The organism is uncultured Caballeronia sp. (genome assembly GCF_964243625.1).
GTDB lineage: Bacteria > Pseudomonadota > Gammaproteobacteria > Burkholderiales > Burkholderiaceae > Caballeronia.
In genome coordinates this window covers 1-16,438 of the sequence record NZ_CAXTGZ010000078.1, presented here as the reverse complement: position 1 = coordinate 16,438, position 16,438 = coordinate 1, and the positions used below count along the sequence as shown (strand labels likewise).

20 protein-coding genes and 1 pseudogene are annotated in these 16,438 nt (G+C 60.1%); 12 read left to right on the top strand and 9 right to left on the bottom strand.

Features of this window, described 5'->3' with window-relative positions; all coding sequences use genetic code 11:
• From ACFFAR_RS07865 to ACFFAR_RS07850, 4 genes and pseudogenes are all read left to right on the top strand, one after another.
• On the top strand, positions 1-824 hold an 824-nt coding region (locus ACFFAR_RS07865), incomplete at its 5' end, for an MlaD family protein (RefSeq protein ID WP_174365062.1).
• Positions 821-1,402 carry an ABC-type transport auxiliary lipoprotein family protein gene (locus tag ACFFAR_RS07860; RefSeq protein ID WP_174365061.1) on the top strand — a complete coding sequence of 194 codons (582 nt, stop codon included), beginning with the start codon at positions 821-823 and terminating at the stop codon, positions 1,400-1,402. The genes ACFFAR_RS07865 and ACFFAR_RS07860, both read left to right, overlap by 4 nt.
• Positions 1,403-1,418: 16 nt before the next feature.
• A pseudogene (locus ACFFAR_RS07855) lies at positions 1,419-1,690 on the top strand (cation:proton antiporter); the annotation flags it as partial.
• A 205-nt stretch (positions 1,691-1,895) separates the two neighbouring features.
• Positions 1,896-2,468, top strand: coding sequence for a hypothetical protein (locus ACFFAR_RS07850; RefSeq protein WP_375507718.1), 573 nt, complete (start codon positions 1,896-1,898; stop codon positions 2,466-2,468).
• A gap of 236 nt (positions 2,469-2,704) precedes the next feature.
• Here the strand turns inward: ACFFAR_RS07850 and ACFFAR_RS07845 are convergent, their stop codons facing one another.
• The 4 genes from ACFFAR_RS07845 to ACFFAR_RS07830 all read right to left on the bottom strand — a co-directional run bounded on the left by ACFFAR_RS07845 (position 2,705) and on the right by ACFFAR_RS07830 (position 3,691).
• A complete protein-coding gene (locus ACFFAR_RS07845; RefSeq protein WP_174365059.1) occupies positions 2,705-3,049 on the bottom strand; it encodes a hypothetical protein in 345 nt (114 codons plus the stop codon).
• 77 nt (positions 3,050-3,126) lie between these two features.
• Entirely contained in the window at positions 3,127-3,282 is a 156-nt protein-coding gene (locus ACFFAR_RS07840; RefSeq protein WP_155524347.1) for a hypothetical protein, read from the bottom strand.
• Positions 3,279-3,461, bottom strand: a complete 183-nt coding sequence (locus tag ACFFAR_RS07835) for a hypothetical protein (protein WP_062003121.1) — start codon at positions 3,459-3,461, stop codon at positions 3,279-3,281. Before ACFFAR_RS07835 ends, ACFFAR_RS07840 begins: the two co-directional genes overlap by 4 nt.
• A 20-nt stretch (positions 3,462-3,481) precedes the next feature.
• Positions 3,482-3,691, bottom strand: coding sequence for a hypothetical protein (locus ACFFAR_RS07830; protein ID WP_062003120.1), 210 nt, complete (start codon positions 3,689-3,691; stop codon positions 3,482-3,484).
• A 347-nt stretch (positions 3,692-4,038) separates the two neighbouring features.
• Between ACFFAR_RS07830 and ACFFAR_RS07825 the strand changes: the two genes are divergently transcribed.
• Both ACFFAR_RS07825 and ACFFAR_RS07820 read left to right on the top strand, forming a co-directional pair.
• Positions 4,039-4,239: a hypothetical protein gene (locus tag ACFFAR_RS07825; protein WP_174363065.1), complete on the top strand. Its 201-nt coding sequence runs from the start codon at positions 4,039-4,041 to the stop codon at positions 4,237-4,239.
• Positions 4,240-4,338: 99 nt separating this feature from the next.
• A complete protein-coding gene (locus ACFFAR_RS07820) occupies positions 4,339-4,638 on the top strand; it encodes an AAA family ATPase (protein ID WP_174363066.1) in 300 nt (99 codons plus the stop codon).
• Here the strand turns inward: ACFFAR_RS07820 and cydB are convergent.
• Positions 4,598-5,599 carry a cytochrome d ubiquinol oxidase subunit II gene (gene cydB / locus ACFFAR_RS07815; RefSeq protein WP_062171190.1) on the bottom strand — a complete coding sequence of 334 codons (1,002 nt, stop codon included), beginning with the start codon at positions 5,597-5,599 and terminating at the stop codon, positions 4,598-4,600. The two genes, ACFFAR_RS07820 and cydB, sit on opposite strands and share 41 nt — an antisense overlap.
• A gap of 1 nt (position 5,600) precedes the next feature.
• Complete coding sequence (locus ACFFAR_RS07810) at positions 5,601-7,013, bottom strand: cytochrome ubiquinol oxidase subunit I (protein WP_062171188.1); 1,413 nt, start codon at positions 7,011-7,013, stop codon at positions 5,601-5,603.
• Positions 7,014-7,487: 474 nt separating this feature from the next.
• Here ACFFAR_RS07810 and ACFFAR_RS07805 point away from each other — a divergent pair, with 474 nt between their 5' ends.
• The 3 genes from ACFFAR_RS07805 to ACFFAR_RS07795 all read left to right on the top strand — a co-directional run bounded on the left by ACFFAR_RS07805 (position 7,488) and on the right by ACFFAR_RS07795 (position 10,718).
• A complete protein-coding gene (locus tag ACFFAR_RS07805; protein WP_174363067.1) occupies positions 7,488-8,405 on the top strand; it encodes a neutral zinc metallopeptidase in 918 nt (305 codons plus the stop codon).
• 278 nt (positions 8,406-8,683) lie between these two features.
• On the top strand, positions 8,684-9,706 hold the full coding sequence (waaC, locus tag ACFFAR_RS07800) for a lipopolysaccharide heptosyltransferase I (protein WP_174363068.1): 1,023 nt from the start codon (positions 8,684-8,686) through the stop codon (positions 9,704-9,706).
• A gap of 85 nt (positions 9,707-9,791) precedes the next feature.
• A complete protein-coding gene (locus ACFFAR_RS07795) occupies positions 9,792-10,718 on the top strand; it encodes a PilZ domain-containing protein (protein ID WP_174363069.1) in 927 nt (308 codons plus the stop codon).
• A gap of 26 nt (positions 10,719-10,744) precedes the next feature.
• Here the strand turns inward: ACFFAR_RS07795 and ACFFAR_RS07790 are convergent, their stop codons facing one another.
• Both ACFFAR_RS07790 and ACFFAR_RS07785 read right to left on the bottom strand, forming a co-directional pair.
• Positions 10,745-11,416 (bottom strand): DsbA family protein, encoded by a 672-nt coding sequence (locus ACFFAR_RS07790; RefSeq protein ID WP_062003114.1) that lies wholly within the window; start codon positions 11,414-11,416, stop codon positions 10,745-10,747.
• A 97-nt stretch (positions 11,417-11,513) separates the two neighbouring features.
• A complete protein-coding gene (locus tag ACFFAR_RS07785; RefSeq protein WP_174363070.1) occupies positions 11,514-12,854 on the bottom strand; it encodes an FAD-dependent oxidoreductase in 1,341 nt (446 codons plus the stop codon).
• 187 nt (positions 12,855-13,041) lie between these two features.
• Here ACFFAR_RS07785 and ACFFAR_RS07780 point away from each other — a divergent pair, with 187 nt between their 5' ends.
• From ACFFAR_RS07780 to ACFFAR_RS07770, 3 genes are all read left to right on the top strand, one after another.
• Positions 13,042-13,473 carry an OsmC family protein gene (locus ACFFAR_RS07780; protein ID WP_062003112.1) on the top strand — a complete coding sequence of 144 codons (432 nt, stop codon included), beginning with the start codon at positions 13,042-13,044 and terminating at the stop codon, positions 13,471-13,473.
• A 453-nt stretch (positions 13,474-13,926) separates the two neighbouring features.
• Complete coding sequence (locus tag ACFFAR_RS07775) at positions 13,927-15,012, top strand: calcium:proton antiporter (protein ID WP_062003111.1); 1,086 nt, start codon at positions 13,927-13,929, stop codon at positions 15,010-15,012.
• A 143-nt stretch (positions 15,013-15,155) separates the two neighbouring features.
• On the top strand, positions 15,156-15,305 hold the full coding sequence (locus ACFFAR_RS07770; protein ID WP_174365210.1) for a hypothetical protein: 150 nt from the start codon (positions 15,156-15,158) through the stop codon (positions 15,303-15,305).
• Positions 15,306-15,425: 120 nt separating this feature from the next.
• On the opposite strand, the gene ACFFAR_RS07765 is transcribed toward ACFFAR_RS07770, so the two are convergent.
• Positions 15,426-16,438 (bottom strand): NCS2 family permease (locus ACFFAR_RS07765; RefSeq protein ID WP_174365211.1); only part of this gene is annotated, 1,013 nt, incomplete at its 5' end.

Here is a 16,438-nt window from a genome sequence, read left to right as displayed (position 1 = left end):
CGGTTGACAAGACAGAGGCCGCTGTACGGCGGGAGTTCACGCTTTTTGAAGAACGAGCCGAAGCGATGAAGCGGCACGACACCATCGTCGACACATATGTGATGAATTTCAAGGAGTCGGTGCGCGGCTTGACAGTAGGCGCGCCCGTCGATTTCCGTGGCATCGTGGTCGGCGAAGTCTCAGCGATCTATACCCACTTCGACAAGGCGAAAAAAGAGTTCAGCATACCGGTCGAGGTACGCATCTTCCCGGGCCGCTTCACCTCACGTTACGAAAAAGGCGCCGACAATGGGCGTGTCACGACAGATCGCAAGACCTTCGCCGATTATCTCGTCGGTCACGGATTGCGCGGGCAATTGAAGACCGGCAGCCTGTTGACAGGGCAACTCTATGTTGCAGTCGACTTCTTCCCTGCGGCGCCGAAAGGGATTATCGACTGGAGCAAGAACCCGCCTGAATTACCGACCGTGCCAGGAAATTTGCAGGGGTTGCAGGACTCGATCACCGGCCTGGTCGCCAAGCTCAACAAGATACCGTTCGAAGGCATTGGCCAGGACCTGCGCAAGACGCTGGGCGATGCGTCGGCGCTGCTGACGACCCTCAATACACAAGTTGCGCCTGAAGCGCGTGCCACGCTCGCCGCTGCCCACGACGCACTTGTGTCCGCCAACAAGACACTGCAACCCGACTCCGCGCTGGCGCAGAGCACGGTCGACACGATGCGGGAGCTGTCGCGCACCGCGGCGTCCTTCCGCGCGCTCGCTGACTATCTCGAACGGCATCCCGAAGCGCTGATTCGCGGCAAGACGGAGGATCAAAAATGAATAACGCGTATCGATTCATGCTGGCGACACTGTTGTTCATCAGCGGGTGCGCCGGTTCGCCGAAAGCCACCTTCTATACGCTGACGCCGCAAGTGCAGCAGGCGCAGCCGGACGCGCGTTCGCCCATTGCCATCACCATCGGCAGCGTCAGCGTGCCGGAACTCGTCGATCGTCCGCAACTGGTGACGAGAGTCGACGCAACAACGGTCTCCATTGACGAGTTTGCGCGTTGGGCGGATCCACTCAAGGGCCAGGTGCGCCGTGTGCTGACCGCAGACCTGGCGTTGCAATTCCCAGGCGCACTCGTATCCGGCAGCCCGCAAAATGCCGATTCGGCGACGACCTTCCTCGTGTCGCTGGATGTTCAGAGCTTCGAATCGGCACCGGGCGACGCAGCGTCGATGGGTGTGCTGTGGTCCGTGAGGGCGCCGAAGGGGAAGTCGGTGAGCGGTTACAGGCTGGTGCATGAGCCGACCAATGGCGAGGGCGACGATGCGCTCGTTGCAGCGCATAGCAGGGCGCTTGCGGCTATCAGTGGTGATATCGCCGCGGCGATCCGTTCGAATGTGCAACCTTGAAATGGCGGCCATAGCTATGCAGCAGATGCTGGTCGACGTGGTGATCTTTCTTGCTGCGGCCCTGATGGCTGTTCCGCTGTCAGGCAGACTTGGTTTTGGCGCCGTGCTCGGTTACCTGCTCGCTGGCGCGGCGATCGGCCCCTGGGTGCTGAACTCGTCACTAACGTCGACGCCATCCTGCACTTCGCCGGACTCGGCATTGTGTTGATGATGTTCGTGATCGGCCTGGAAATGCGGACTGACGAGCTGTGGGCCATCCGTCGCACCATCTTCGGCTATGGCGGCGTGCCGAACAGGCGTGATTTCGTTGTCTGTAAAGCGCACATGTCCAATATTGCTATAAGACCAAAGTCTAATAGCAACTCGCCGTGACTAAAACTAAGCTTGAATCACGGAAAGTGCTCATGGTCCATCAACCTCCGCATGATCAACTTCATTTCCAAGGGCCGATATGCATACACACCTTGCTCGCCGTCTCGCGCTTGGCAGTGCCTTGTTTCTCGCGTTCGCAGCTTCTGCGACGCTAACCGTGCGGGCATCGGCACAGGAGGTCCAGGTCGTCACTGGCAACGGTCCCGACAGCGCCGGTGTCGCGGCGCTCATTCAAACGAAGGCTACTGTCATTGGCATCGACGCCGCGACCCTGACCGCCACGCTGCGAGGCCAGGGCGGCCGGACCTTCGAAGTCCAGGTCAGCCCGGAAGTAGGCGACATCAACAAATTGCAGATAGGTGACACGGTGGATATCGCTTATCACGAATCTTTCCTGATTCACGCAGACAAGGTAAAGTCGAATGGTATCCGCGAGCGCATCGACTCGACGGAGATCCTTCCAGCCTCCGGCGGCGTCGCCGCATCCGCACAATCGGTGCAGGTTCTGGCAACGATCGAGAAGGTGGACGTGAAGAACCGGCTCATCACGCTCAGGGGGCCACTGAGGACTGGCACGGTTAAAGCGGGACCTGATGTCTCACTTGCCGACCTTAAGGTTGGCGACAGCGTTCGCGCGGTGTATGTCACTGCTACCGCAGTGAAAGTCACGCGGGGCGACACTGCTTTGAAATAGAAGCGGGGACGGCGATGGTGTCGCAGGCCGGGACATCCTTGCTCGCCTGGCGTCAGGCCATAGATCGGACACGCGGCGGCCCCGGGCTTGTTTATCGTTCAAGACTATATTCGCGCGGGAATGCCCCAATGTTCCTTATTTGCATTGAGGAACTCCGCAACTGTACGAAACTCTCGGGCTGCGGTGGAAGCAGGTGCGCGACGAAAAATGTCCCGCAGGTCGCCCCTTGCCAACCTTCAAAGATCACGCATGGGTATCGAGTGAGGGTTGCTCGTCGCATGACCCCTGCCTCTGGCTGCAGACCGCGGCTTGTCGTCTTCTTTCTTGTACTGGAGCAGTACGCACAGGACACGGTCCAGTGCGTTGCCAGGATGCTTCAGCATCAGCATCGACTGCGCGATGCCGAGCGTGTCCAGGCGGACATGCCGATCCTGGCCATATTCGACCGTGTAGCTGAGTAACAGCCGCACTTGCCGCGCGAGACCGTTGGGAAATTCCGGGGCAACATCATCCACTCGCTGGCGAAGAGCGGCATGCCGCTCGAAGAGGCCGTTGAGGGTAGTCAGAGCGCTTATGGTCATGGTCCTATCCAGTTATGAAATCTTGCGATTCGGGGCGTGGGTTCTCGTCGCTCACTGCATTGATTGCTTCGATCGCATCACACTTCAGCGCTCACTTCCTTTGTGCAAAGGCCGCGCTTGCGCACGCTCGCCGTGCGCACTGACATCTGTCTGAATTCGATGACAGTAAGCAGCAGACCGACGAGCAGCAGCGAAAAGATGGCTACGGCCGGGTAGAGCAGGGGGAACGTCATGTCTTTCTACCCAACAGGAAACACAGTTTGAAATAGATCCCGAAGCTCAGGATCGAAGGCACCCAGATTGCAGTGAAGATCGCCTGCTCCCGGTCCTTTAGAACGAACCAGAGATAGCCGGAAATGAGGAAGGACAAGAGAACAGCGGAGATGATGAAAAAGTCGGATTTTCTGAACATGCGTATTCCAGAGGTGAGTTTTAAATATTCTCTTTGAGGCCATATCCGATGGCGCTAAGCAAACACCCGGCAATGGCAACGGAACCCACGATCCGAACGCCAGCAGACAGGCCAAATGCAAAACGCTCTACATTCACTACGCCAAGAAAACCAAGCGCGAGCACGCCTATCCCGGTGCAAGCGAGAACGCACCCAAATCCAATCAGGAATTGAATAAGCTTTTTCAACATAGGCGGTCCTGGTTCTCACTCGTTATTGACGGTATGTCGTGTTCTTTGATAGTGAGTGCGCTCGTGAGATGACTCCCTCATTCATCAACCAGGCACGAGCCAATCGTCTGAACTACTTTTTGTTCGCAATACAGCGAAGAGTTTGACGTGAACCACATGAGATGTTGCTGAGAGTGAAGTGCAATCGGCAGTCCTGATCGTTGCTTATCGACTGATTCGCCGCGAGGCTGACGAGCGCATTGTGCGTGCACCTGTCACTGCAGACCCGATCACGACACTAAAGCACTCAAGACAGGATCGACGAGGTGGAGTAGGGTTGGTGTTCTACCACGTCCAAAGGAGCATCCATGAAAGATATCACGCGCCATTCAGCGGGCTATAAACTGGCACGTCAACTTTGGATGACCCGCTTCGAAATGGCGCTGATCGTCTACAAACCGGAGGCAGCGGTGGGTATCGATTGGAACACGGCAGGGTTGCTATACGAGGCTGACTTTCCCGAACAGTCGGCTGCGCCCAGATACTGCGAACTGCTTGAGGCTGCTTGAGCGCCGTAACGTGCCATTTGGCTGACACAGACTTGGCCCGGTGAGGATGGGGTACAGTGTCCGAATCGTAGCTTTGAATGACTTCAGTCTGAGGGCAAAATGCTGATTGCGCTTGGCGGACTGCCTGGAACGGGAAAAACGAGCATTGCGCGAAAGCTCTCACGTGAGCTGTGCGCGGTGCACTTGCGCATCGATTCAATCGAACAGGCGTTGAGCGACGTCTTATCGCGCTGCCGCCTGAATCAGCAACTTGAACGGCAGCGCCAGCAACATTGCCCCCGCCACACCTACGCCCCAAAGCGCGATAAACCAAAGCGTCTTTTTAAGCGCAGAACGCTTCCGCGGCTCAACGCGTGTTTCAGTGATAGTGATGTTCGCCATGGCGCACCTTGCCTCTGAAGACCCAGTAACCGAGCGTCGTATAAGCGATGATCACCGGCAAGATCACCGCCGCCCCTATCAACGTGAACTTCTGGCTCGAATGCGGTGCAGCCAGTTCCCAAAGCGACACGCCAGGGAAAATGGCGTGAGGCGAAATGCTCAGGACCAGACCGCTATAACCCAGCAGCACGAACGCGAGCGCCATCATGAACGGCCGCGTTTCGTGACGTGAGAGGATGGACCGGCGCATCAGCCAGGCACAGGCGACCACTAGCACCGGCACTGGCAGGAACCGATAAAACCAGGGGGTATCGAACCAGCGCGACGCGATGCCCGCGTCCTGCAGCGGCGTCCAGATACTGACGACCGCAATGGTCCCGAGCTGCAACAGCGTGAGCGGCCAAACGATCCGGTAAAAGCGCCGTTGCAGGTCGCCTTCGGTCTTGGCAATCAGCCAGCAGCAGCCGAGCAGCGCATAAGTGACCACGAGCGCGAGCCCGGTGAACATGCTGAACGGCGTGAACCACGTGAAGGCATCGCCGGAATAACGGCCGTCGGCGACCGGTATGCCATTGAGAAACGCGCCGAGCGCCACGCCCTGGAAGAACGTCGCCCCCGCTGATCCGCCAATAAACGCAAGATCCCACATGGGCTTCGTGCGCGTTGCCTTCGAGCGGATCTCGAACGTGACGCCGCGAAAGATCAGGCAGACCAGCATGAAGATCAGCGGCAGGTAAAGCCCGGAAAGCACAGTGGAATAGATCATCGGGAACGCGGCGAACAGGCCCGCGCCTCCGAGCACCAGCCACGTCTCGTTACCGTCCCAGACGGGCGCGACGGTGTTCATCATCACGTCGCGGTCATGTTCGTCCGGGAAGAACGGAAACAGGATGCCAATGCCCAGGTCGAACCCGTCCAGCACCACGTACATCAGCACGCCCAGCGCGATGATCGCGGCCCATGTCAGCGATAAATCCATCTCACGCTCCTTCTATCGAATGTGTCGCGACCGAGAGCGGCCGGCGCGCGGTGTGGTTGTCATCGTCCATGCTGGGCGCGTGCGTGATCGTGCCTGGCAACGCCGGCCCGGTCTTGAGCAGCTTGAGCAGGTAATAGATGCCCGTGCCGAACACGAGCGTATAAACGATGACGAAGATCAGCAGCGTCACGCCGACTTGCTGCGCGGTCACGGGCGACACGGCCTCCGACGTGCGCATCACGCCATAGACCACCCACGGTTGCCGCCCGGCCTCTGTCGTCACCCAACCGGCAAGCAGCGAGATGAAACCCGTCGGCCCCATGACAAGCACGAAACGCTGAAACAGCTTCGACTCGAACAGCTTGTCTTTCCGTCTGAGCACCCATCCCGCAGTGCTCATCAGGATCATCAGGACGCCCAATCCGGCCATGATCCGGAAGCTCCAGAACACGACTGTCGAGTTGGGCCGGTCTTCCTTCGGGAAGGACTTGAGCCCGCGGATCTCGCCGTCCCAGCTATGCGTGAGAATCAGGCTGCCCAGATGGGGAACGGATAGCGCGTACTTCGTGGTCTCGGCTTCCATATCCGGAATGCCGAACAGATTCAGCGCCGTGCCGCCTTTCTCGGTTTCCCACAGGCCTTCGATTGCGGCGATCTTCGCAGGCTGATATTTACGTGTGTTCAGTCCGTGCTGGTCGCCGACCATCGCCTGGAGGGGCGTAAGTACGAGCAAAAGCCAGAGCGCCATCGAAAACATCTTCTTGATCGCCGGGTCGCGGCGGCCCTTCAGCAGGTGATATGCGCCCGATGCCGCGACCACCAGCCCCGCGACGATGAACGCCGCGATGGCCATGTGTGCAAGCCGATAAGGAAACGATGGGTTGAAGATGATCTGGAACCAGCTCACCGGTACGACGTGGTCGCCTTCGATCCGGAATCCTTGCGGCGTCTGCATCCAGCTATTCGATGCCAGGATCCAGAACGTCGAGATCAACGTGCCGATCGCAACCATCAGCGTGGCGCCGAAGTGCGCTTTCGGGCCGACCTTGTTCCAGCCGAACAGCATGATGCCAAGGAAACCGGCCTCGAGGAAAAACGCGGTCATCACTTCGTAGGCGAGGAGTGGGCCCGTGATCGGACCGGCGAAGCTCGAAAAACCGCCCCAGTTGGTGCCGAACTCGTAGCTCATCACCACGCCGGAGACGACGCCCATTCCGAAAGCAATGGCGAACACTTTCGACCAGAACAGGCACAGCTCCTTGTAGACCGGTTTCCCGGTTTTGAGCCACGCGCCTTCGAGCACGGCGATAAAGCTCGCCAGCCCGATACTCAACGCCGGAAAAACGATGTGGAACGAAACGGTGAAGGCGAACTGGATACGCGCCAGGTCGAGCGCTTGTTGAGTGGCATGCATGACAGGTTGTGCAGCCATCGCGGGCGCACTCTGATGGAGTCGCGGGCGGGCGCTGGTTGGTTGGACTGGTTACTTCAGAGGCGACTGTAAGCCATTTTTTGAGACGTTTGCTGCGACGCGGCAGGCGCGTTCTCATGTGCGCAAATGTCGCGCTATCGGGCATAATTTCTCGATAATTTGCGCTTTATCAAGTACTTGCTGCCCTTAAGGGAGTAGGTGCTCTCAACGTTTCAGGTGGAATTTACGCGACAATCAACCGCACTGCGTCAATCGGGCACGTTGTCTTCTGAAAGGCTGTTTCGATTCGCATGTGCCGAACTGAAGCGCACGATGTTTTACACGTCTCGCAACGCTTGCTGCAGCGCGCCGGGTACCATGGCGTCATCACGGCTGGCCTGTGTCGTGCTCGATCAGCGCATCGAGAGCAGGGCCGCAAACGGAAAACGAGTCGAACAAGGTGAAGGGAGAGAAATCATGCGTCTGGACGACGAACGAGAAAGCCAGAATGTCGAAGACCGGCGCGGCTCGGGAGGCGGGGGCGGCGGCGGTTTCCGCATGGGCGGTGGTTCGATCGGGATCGGCTCCATCGTCATTGCGCTCGCAGCGTCGTATTTTTTCGGCATCAACCCGATGGTCGTCCTGAATCTTCTGTCGGGGGGATCGGGCGGCTCGTCGAGCACTTCTTACACGCAGCAGCAACAGCGTCCGGCGGACTCGAACGGGCAGCCACAGGCCGCTGCGAGCGACGCGGGCGCGGTGTTCGTGCGGCGCATTCTCGGGAACACCGAGCGCACGTGGCAACAAATCTTCCGAACGCAATTCAACCAGGACTATCCGGCGCCCAAGCTCGTACTGTTCAGCGGAGGCACCGCGACCGCTTGCGGGACGGGCCAATCCGCAATGGGTCCGTTCTATTGCCCCAACGACCGGAGCGTATATATCGACTTGTCGTTTTATAAGGAATTGCGCGACCGCTTTGGCGCGGGCGGAGACTTTGCACAGGCGTATGTGATCGCGCACGAGGTCGGTCATCACGTGCAGAACGTGCTCGGCATCATGACCAAAGTCGATAACGCCCGCCGCCGTATGTCGCCCGCTCAGGCGAACCAGTTGTCGGTGCGCGTGGAATTGCAGGCCGACTGCTTCGCGGGCGTCTGGGCGAACGTGGCGCAGAAGAACAACGCGAAGCTGATCGAGCCCGGCGATTTCCAGCAAGGCTTGAACGCGGCGGGCGCCATCGGCGATGACCGGTTGCAAAAGGAAACGCAGGGACGCGTGGTGCCGGAAGCGTTTACGCACGGCACGAGCGCGCAGCGCCAGCGCTGGCTCAACCGGGGACTGGCAACGGGCGACCTGGGGCAGTGTGATACCTTCGGCGCCCAGTCGCTGTGAGCTTCAGGGCGGCATCGGTAAAAAGCGGCTAGAGTAAAGCGCCATTTCGACGGATAATTCCGTCCGAAGATGTTGCGACAGGCGCGGATTCGCTTTCAGCGCTCCGCGTGCCAGTTCGTGCAATTCTGCCGTTCATAACAGATCGCCGCCGAGCCGCCTTTTGATCCGCAGAAAGCGCGCCGGTCAGGCGAATCAGCCTCCGGCAGCCCGTCCCGCGCGTTGATCATGGTGCGCGTGAGGCCGGCCGCCGGATGAATTAAAGGTCCCCCTGCATCCCCATGAAGCGAATCCTGATTGTCAAAGTGACGTCATTGGGCGATATCGTAGAGACGCAACCGGTCGTCTCCGATCTTCGCCGCGCCTTTCCCTCGGCCAAGATCGACTGGGCCGCTGATGCAGCGTTCGCCGATATTATCCGCTGGAATCCCGCCGTAGATCGCGTCCTGTGCGCGCCGTTGCGAAAGTTCAAGAAGGCTCGCGGCTGGGCCGACCTCAAGGAAATCGCAGCGTCCATCGGCGAATTGAGGGCCGAGAAGTACGACGTCGTGCTGGATATTCACGGCGTCTACAAGAGTGCGATCATCGCGTTTCTGGCGCGCGGACGTCGCCGTTATGGCTACAAGAACAAGGACCTGGGCGAGCTTGGCGCGGCGTTCGCGTACAACGCGCGCTTCGGGCCGCGCCCCCGCACCGATGCATGGCGCGGCATGCGCGTGAGCGTAGCGGACGCGCTGGGCTATACCTTCGACGATACCCCTGACTTCAACCTGCATCTACCGCCGCTCGCAACGCCATCGGCGTTGCCTCAGGGCGCGCCGGTCGCGATGCTGTTCCACGCTACATCCGCCGATGAAAAAAAATGGCCGATCGAGCGTTGGGCCGAAACCGGCCGATGGCTCACCGGGCGCGGCTACCGGATCGCGCTGCCGTGGGGCACGGACGGCGAGCGCCGGGAGGGCGAGCAGATCGCCGCGCTCGTGCCCGGCGCGGTGGTGTTGCCCAAACTGAGCGTGACTGAATGCGCGCATTGCATCGATGAATCGGCGATCGTGGTCGGCATGGATACCGGCCTGGTTCATTTGGCCCACGCGCTTGGGCGGCCCACGGTCATGATCTTTACCGCAACCTCGCGCGAGCATTTTGGCTTCAGCGCGCCGGGACGCTCCGTATCGGTCGGCGATCACTTTGCACCGCCCGATGTCCCTGCAGTACTCAGCGCAATCGAAAGCGTGATGCCGGGCGCAGAAAGGTCGTCCGCAAGCCCGGCAAGCTTGATCGCTGCCGGTCAGGCAAGCTCGTAGCACCGCGGCACTTGACGCAGTCGCGGACTCATTAGACGATTGCCGCTTCCAAGCGGCCAGATCGACCCAAGCGATCCAAGCGACCATGTCCGAAGAAGAATCCGTTACGTTGACTCAAGCGTCTCCCGTCCGTCTCTCGCTGGCGGACGTTCCGGTTGGCGAGCCGCTTGCATGGCCGATCGTCGCCGCCGACGGAGCGTTGCTCTTCAATGCCGGCGCTGTCGTCGCCGGCGTCCCTGAGCGCGCGTTCCTGTTTGCGCACTTCGAACCGCACAGGCTGGATGATTCGATCGAACCGGTCGCTCCGGAACCGCCGCTGGCGGATTCGTCGTCCGCATCGGCCGAATTACTCACGCTCGATACCATCGGTTTGACCATCGGCGCGCGTCTCGGTCTGCGCGGACCGGCCGGTTCTGCGACGTATTCCGCCCGCGTGATCGGGTTTTCGACGCCGGGTCCGCATCGCACGCGGGCGGTGTTCATCACACAGCCGGTGATGGCGGGGCATGGGCCGCTGGCTTTGTCGCAAGGCGAGCGCGTCGAAATCGTCGCGCTCGGCACGCGCGCGGTGTTCCAGTTCGCGTGCACCGTCAATGCCGTCTGCCGCGAGCCGTTCAGCTACCTGGTGTTGTCGGAACCCGGCGCGATCCGCCGTTTGCGGGCGCGCAAGTTCGTGCGGATGTCCACGCGTTTGCCGGCCCGTTTTTCGGTGATCGACCCGGCGCAAAGCCATGAACCCGCATCCCAGCTCGGCCTGATCCGCGATATCAGCCCCTTCGGCATGTCGCTCGCAGTGACCGAGGCGCACGCGAAGCTGGGCGACCGTCTGCGTTTATCGTTCCGTTTCAATACGGACGATACGGATGTCGATATCGATTGCCACGCGATCGTGCGGCACCTTCATGATGCCGATGCCCACGGCAGGAACGCCGGGTACGGGCTCGAGTTCGAGACGCTCGAGCCGTCGCAGCGCATTGCGCTGAAGTCGTTCATGGCGGAGCAGGTCTACTAGTCCGCCACGTCAGTCCGTTGCGTAAATTACGGCAGGTTCGCGCCGCTTGCGCCCGGAGGAAAACCATCGGGGAAAAGCCGCTCGACCGCGGCCTGGAAGTGCTCGATCGGCGCCGCGCCACGCAGTGCGATGGGTGGCGGCGGTTCCTGATCGCCCACGCCATCGCGCGACAGCACCACGAACGGCACGCCCGTCACGCCCAGCTTCTGCGCGAATTCCTCGTCTTCTATCACCGCGTCCGTGAGCTCGTCGCCAAGCAAAACTTCTTCCAGCGATTCCGGATCGATACCGCACGTGGCCGCGATGTCGAGAAGCGCATCGGTATCGCCGATATCAATGCCGTCCTCGAAAAACGCCTTGAAGATCGCCCGATGCACAACATCGAACCGTCCCGACTCGCGCGCAAAAAACGCGGTCTCGAACGCCTTGCGGCTGCGCGGTTGAACCGGCGGCAGGCGCATCAGCAGGCCGCGGTCGATCGCCATCGGATAAACGGAGCTGTCCCAGCTCTGTTGCAGAAGGTCGCTATCCGGTTCGAGCGGCGGCGTGGGTTCCGGGCGCAACTCGAACGCATGCCAGCGGACTTCGACGGCATCGCCATAAGCGTTCTGGAACTGGTCGATGACCGGCAGTTCCAGATAGCAGAACGGGCAAACATAGTCCGACCAGACGTCGAGGTACAGCGTGGGGCTTGTCATATGAGGCTCGTTGAAAATTCGTGCGAAATTTTACCCCGCATTCGGTTTTGTCTCAGGCGCCACGCAACAAGCGGCAACCCGGCCGCAATCGGGCCGTTTAAAACCCGCCGTCAAGTTCGATTTTCGATCCATCGCGAAACCGCGCCAGCCGGAACGCGTGCGGATTGACCAGCGGTGTATCGTTAGCAACGATGTCCGCCATCAGTTTCCCCGCGCCCGGCCCGATCCCGAAGCCGTGACCCGAAAACCCGGTCGCGACGAACATACCGCGCAGCGTGTCCGCCGGCGAGATGACCGGCACCGCGTCAGGCGTGACATCGATATACCCCGCCCACGCCTGCGCAACCTTCACGTGCGCGAGGGCCGGAAAGACCGCGCGGAATTCGTCGATGGCGGTCCGGTTGTACTTTTGCGTCGGCGCCGGATCGAGGGTTCGGACCGATTCGAAGATCGTCGGTTGATCGAGCTGCCATGTTCGGGGTTGGCGCAACGCGTCGAAGAAACGCTCGCCGAGGGCGAAGTCCATCGAACGGAAGTTGCTTTTGAGTGCCGGGAGGAACTGACCGAACAGCCGGAAGCTATCGGGCGTGAGCTCGGCGAGACTGCGAAATGCGTTGGCGATCGTGTAGCCGCCATCCATACGTTTGCGATATCCAACGGTGTCCGTGCAGGCGCTGACTTCCGGGCCGCCGTCGATGGGCTCCGTGCGCAGCACCGACGAGCGTACGGTCAGTTGAGACACATCTATACCGAGGTTCCCGGCGAACAATCGCGTCCATGCGCCGCCCGCGACTACGACGCTTTGGCATCGGATCGTGCCGTGTTCGGTCACGACTGCGCTGACCGCGCCGCCACTTGTTTCGACACCACGCACGGCGCATGGCGTCAGTATTTTCATGCCGCGCGCACGCAACGCATTGGCGATCGCGGGTGCCGCGCGCTGCGGTTCGGCGCGGCCATCCGAAGGCGTGAAAATGCCGCCGGCGAACATGCGCGATGCGCCTGGCATGAGCGCGGCGGTTTCGCTGCCGGACGTGATGCGTGAATCGATGCCATCTCGACCCACCCGTTCCACCGCGCGGGCGAGCCAGCTTTCGTGATCGGCGAGCGCTTCTTCGTTATCGGCAGCGTAGAGAATGCCGCTTTGCCAAAAGCCGGTGTCTATCCCGAGCGTTTGATCCAGTTTTCGCCACAGCTTGAGGCTTTCGATGCTCAACTCAAGCTCACGCAAATCGCGATGCGTCGCGCGGCACCAACCCCAGTTGCGGCTCGACTGTTCTCCGCCGATATACCCCTTCTCGCAGACGGCGACCGAAATCCCTTTCTCGGCGAGGTAGAGCGCGGTGCTCATGCCGATGATCCCGCCGCCCACGACAACGACATCTACCTGCTCCGGCAACACCCGGTCTTCATCGACAACCACGACTTGCGGACCCATCCATTCTCCTGAGTGATTTGATGTTCGACGATCAATCAACCTGCCCGATGCGCTTTCGGGCATTCTGTGTGCTTGGTCCAACCCGATGGCACGCCAAGCCGGTTCGTACTGAATGCAGGCTTTGCGGTCGAATCCTTGCTGCGGCGGCACTGCGCGGCAATCCACCCTGACTTACTGGAGAACACTCGTGCAAAAGACAGCATCTGCAAAATGGAGTGGCGGCATCAAGGACGGTAAAGGTTACATTTCGACGCAAACCGGCGTATTGAAGGACGCGCCCTACGGCTTTGCGGCGCGGTTCGAAGGCGGTCCGGGAACGAACCCGGAAGAACTCATCGGCGCGGCGCATTCTGGCTGCTTCACCATGGCCTTGTCGCTGCAGCTCACGCAGGCTGGCCTCACGGCGGAAAGCATCGAAACGAAGTCTACCGTGACGCTGGACAAGGACGGCGAGGGTTTCTCGATCACCGCTTGTCATCTCGACGTGAAGGCCAAGGTCCCGGGCACTGACAAGGCCACGTTCGAAAAACTGGCGACCGCCGCGAAGGAAGGTTGCCCGGTATCGAAACTTTTCGCCGGCAACGCGAAGATCACGATGAATTCGGAATTCGTCGAATAAGTTCGTTAAACTGGGTATGACAAGAAGCGCGACTCATGAACTGGTCGCGCTTTTTTATCGTGATAGATAAGCCGCTCAAGCGCCCGAACTTAGAAAACCACAAAGCGTGGCATTTCGTGCATCAGCGAATGAACGCGACGTCCGAAGGTTGTCCACAGATTTTGTGGATAGCCGTGTGGACAACATGCTGAAGTGCTCATCAACTCACTGACGCGTAACGGTTTGTAGCTCTCCGGCAGATTGCGTGCAGTGATGCCTGTGTCTGCTCGACACGCATTCAACCCGCATTCCCGCAAGCGTTCAATTCGATTAATTTGAAGGAGGAACCTGTAATCTGACGGCTCTTCCGGCATTCAAGCCCGGCCAGAAAACGTGATCTTTCGGACGCGTCATGTTTGAACTCGCTGGCCGCTTCTGCCACCCCTCTATCTGCATTACCGCCCTGGAGCATCGATGAAATTCAAGCTGGACTGGACGGGCATCGCACCATTTGCCGCACTCATCATCCTTGGACTTGCAGTCGCCATGCCGAACGGCTGGATACTCGGTCTGGCCGCAATCACCCTGGCCGCCGCCGTGTTCGCCGCCGTGCATCACGCGGAAGTGGTGGCGCATCGAGTGGGCGAGCCATTCGGGACCCTGGTACTGGCGATTGCGGTAACGGTCATTGAAGTGGCGCTGATAGTCTCCGTGATGCTCACGGGCGGTCCGGAAAAAGCTGCGCTTCCCCGCGATACCGTGTTCGCCGCGGCCATGATCTGCTGCAACGGAATCGTCGGAATCTGTTTGCTGGTCGGCGGCTTGCGCCATCACGAACAGAATTTCCAGCTAAGCGGTGCGAGCGCTGCCCTTGCCATTCTCTGCGCGCTGTCGGTGCTGACCATGGTGCTGCCGAACTTCACGAGTACTGTTGTCGGACCGGGTCTTTCGACATCGCAACTGGTGTTCGTCGGGGTGACATCGCTCGTGCTTTACATCGTATTCGTGTTTGTCCAGACCGTCCGGCATCGCGACTACTTCCTGCCGCCGGTGCCCGCGCTCGATCCCAACCGTCCCGACGATGTCCACGCGCCGCTGCCAACGAACGGGCACGCGCTGGCTTCGGGCGGATTGCTGTTGCTGTCGTTATTGGCCGTGGTCGGACTGGCCAAGATTCTTTCTCCGACGGTCGAAGCGGGCGTTGCCAGCGCAGGCGCACCGGAAGCGGTGGTTGGCGTGGTGATCGCGGCGCTCGTGCTGTTGCCGGAAGGCGTGGCCGCATTGCGCGCTGCACGACTGAACCGGCTGCAGACAAGCTTGAATCTCGCGCTTGGATCGGCGCTGGCCAGCATCGGCTTGACGATTCCAGCGGTCGCCGTCGTGTCGATTGCGATCAGCCAGCCAATTTCACTTGGCCTGGGCTCGAAGGAGATCGTATTGCTTGCGCTGACCTTGCTGGTCAGCATCCTCACGCTCGGAACTGGCCGTTCGACCGTACTGCAGGGCGTCGTCCACTTGGTGATTTTTGCGACGTTCCTGTTCTTGTCCGTTGTGCCGTAAGAGGGCCGCAGGGCGTGGCTTTGCTGTTGCATCGACACGACCCTGGCCACAATTTCCTGAAACTTTTTTGCAATGCAGCACAAAATGCGTATAATTAAGGGTATTCCCTAAGGGTAAATACCCTAACTACGCAAAGGTGCTCTATGAAAACCGCCGCTCAAGGTTCAGTTCTTGTTTCTTTCGGTTCATGGTTTCGCAAGACAAAAGCAGTTGTTCGCCGCGAAGCTGTTCGCGCATTGAACCTTCACCTGCAAAACTGCGCTGTGATGGCAGAGGCGTATCGTCGCAAGTAAATCCGTTTGCATTGGATCGACGCGCTGATCGAGCTTTTCACCGGCTCTCGCACGTCGATTTGCACGGATTTACAGGCTGAACGCAAAAAGCAGGGAGCTTGCAGGCCGATTAGCTGAGCGTCAGATCGCCCAGCCGCCGAGATAAAACGCGGCGAGTACGGCTGCAATCACGACCGTACCCACGTTCAGCTTGCGGTATTCACCCGCAATCACGCGTCCGATCACGAGCGTGCAGAAGCCGAGCATGATGCCGGTGACAATGTTCGCCGAAAGCACGATAAACACTGCGCAGACCAAGCCGGACATGGCATCGACGAGATCGTCCATGTGCAGTTTGCTCACGCTTGAAAGCATCAGCAAACCGACGTACATCAGCGCCGGCGCTGTCGCATACGAAGGCACAAGGCCCGCGATCGGCGAGAAGAACATCACGGCCAGGAACAGTAGGCCCACGGTCGCGGCAGCCAGGCCCGACTTCGCGCCCGCCGCTACACCTACCGTCGATTCAATATAAGCCGCAGCCGGCGCACCGCCCAGGCAAGCGGCCACGATCGAGCTCACCGAATCCGCTGTCAACGCGCGTCCGCCATTCACAATTCGGCCGTTTTCATCGATCTGACCCGCCTGGCCCGCGACTGCGCGAATGGTGCCGGTGGCATCGAAGACCGCGGTCATCACGAGTGCAAGAACGCTCGGCAGCACGGCCATGGAAAGCGCGCCACGAATATCCATTGCCCCAATCAACGAGGCATGGCCCGGCGCGCTCAGCGACGGCACCGCGAATACCCCCGTGTAGTGAACGGACGGATCGAAGGCGAGACCCAGCACGGACAAGCCGATCACCACGATCAGAATCCCGCCCGGCACACGGCGCCGCTCCAGGCCGAGAATCGCAGCCAACCCGAACACGGACATCAGCACCGGAAACGCGGTGATATGGCCGAGGGATATGGGCATGCCCGCGCCCGGGTTCTTTACGATCAGCCCGACATCGTTCGATGCAATCAGCAGCAGGAACAAGCCAATTCCTATGCCCGTCCCATGAGCGACCCCGGCCGGCAGGTTACGCAAGATCCACGAACGCACGCCGGTCACGGAAATCGCCGTAAAGGTGACACCCATCAGGAATACGG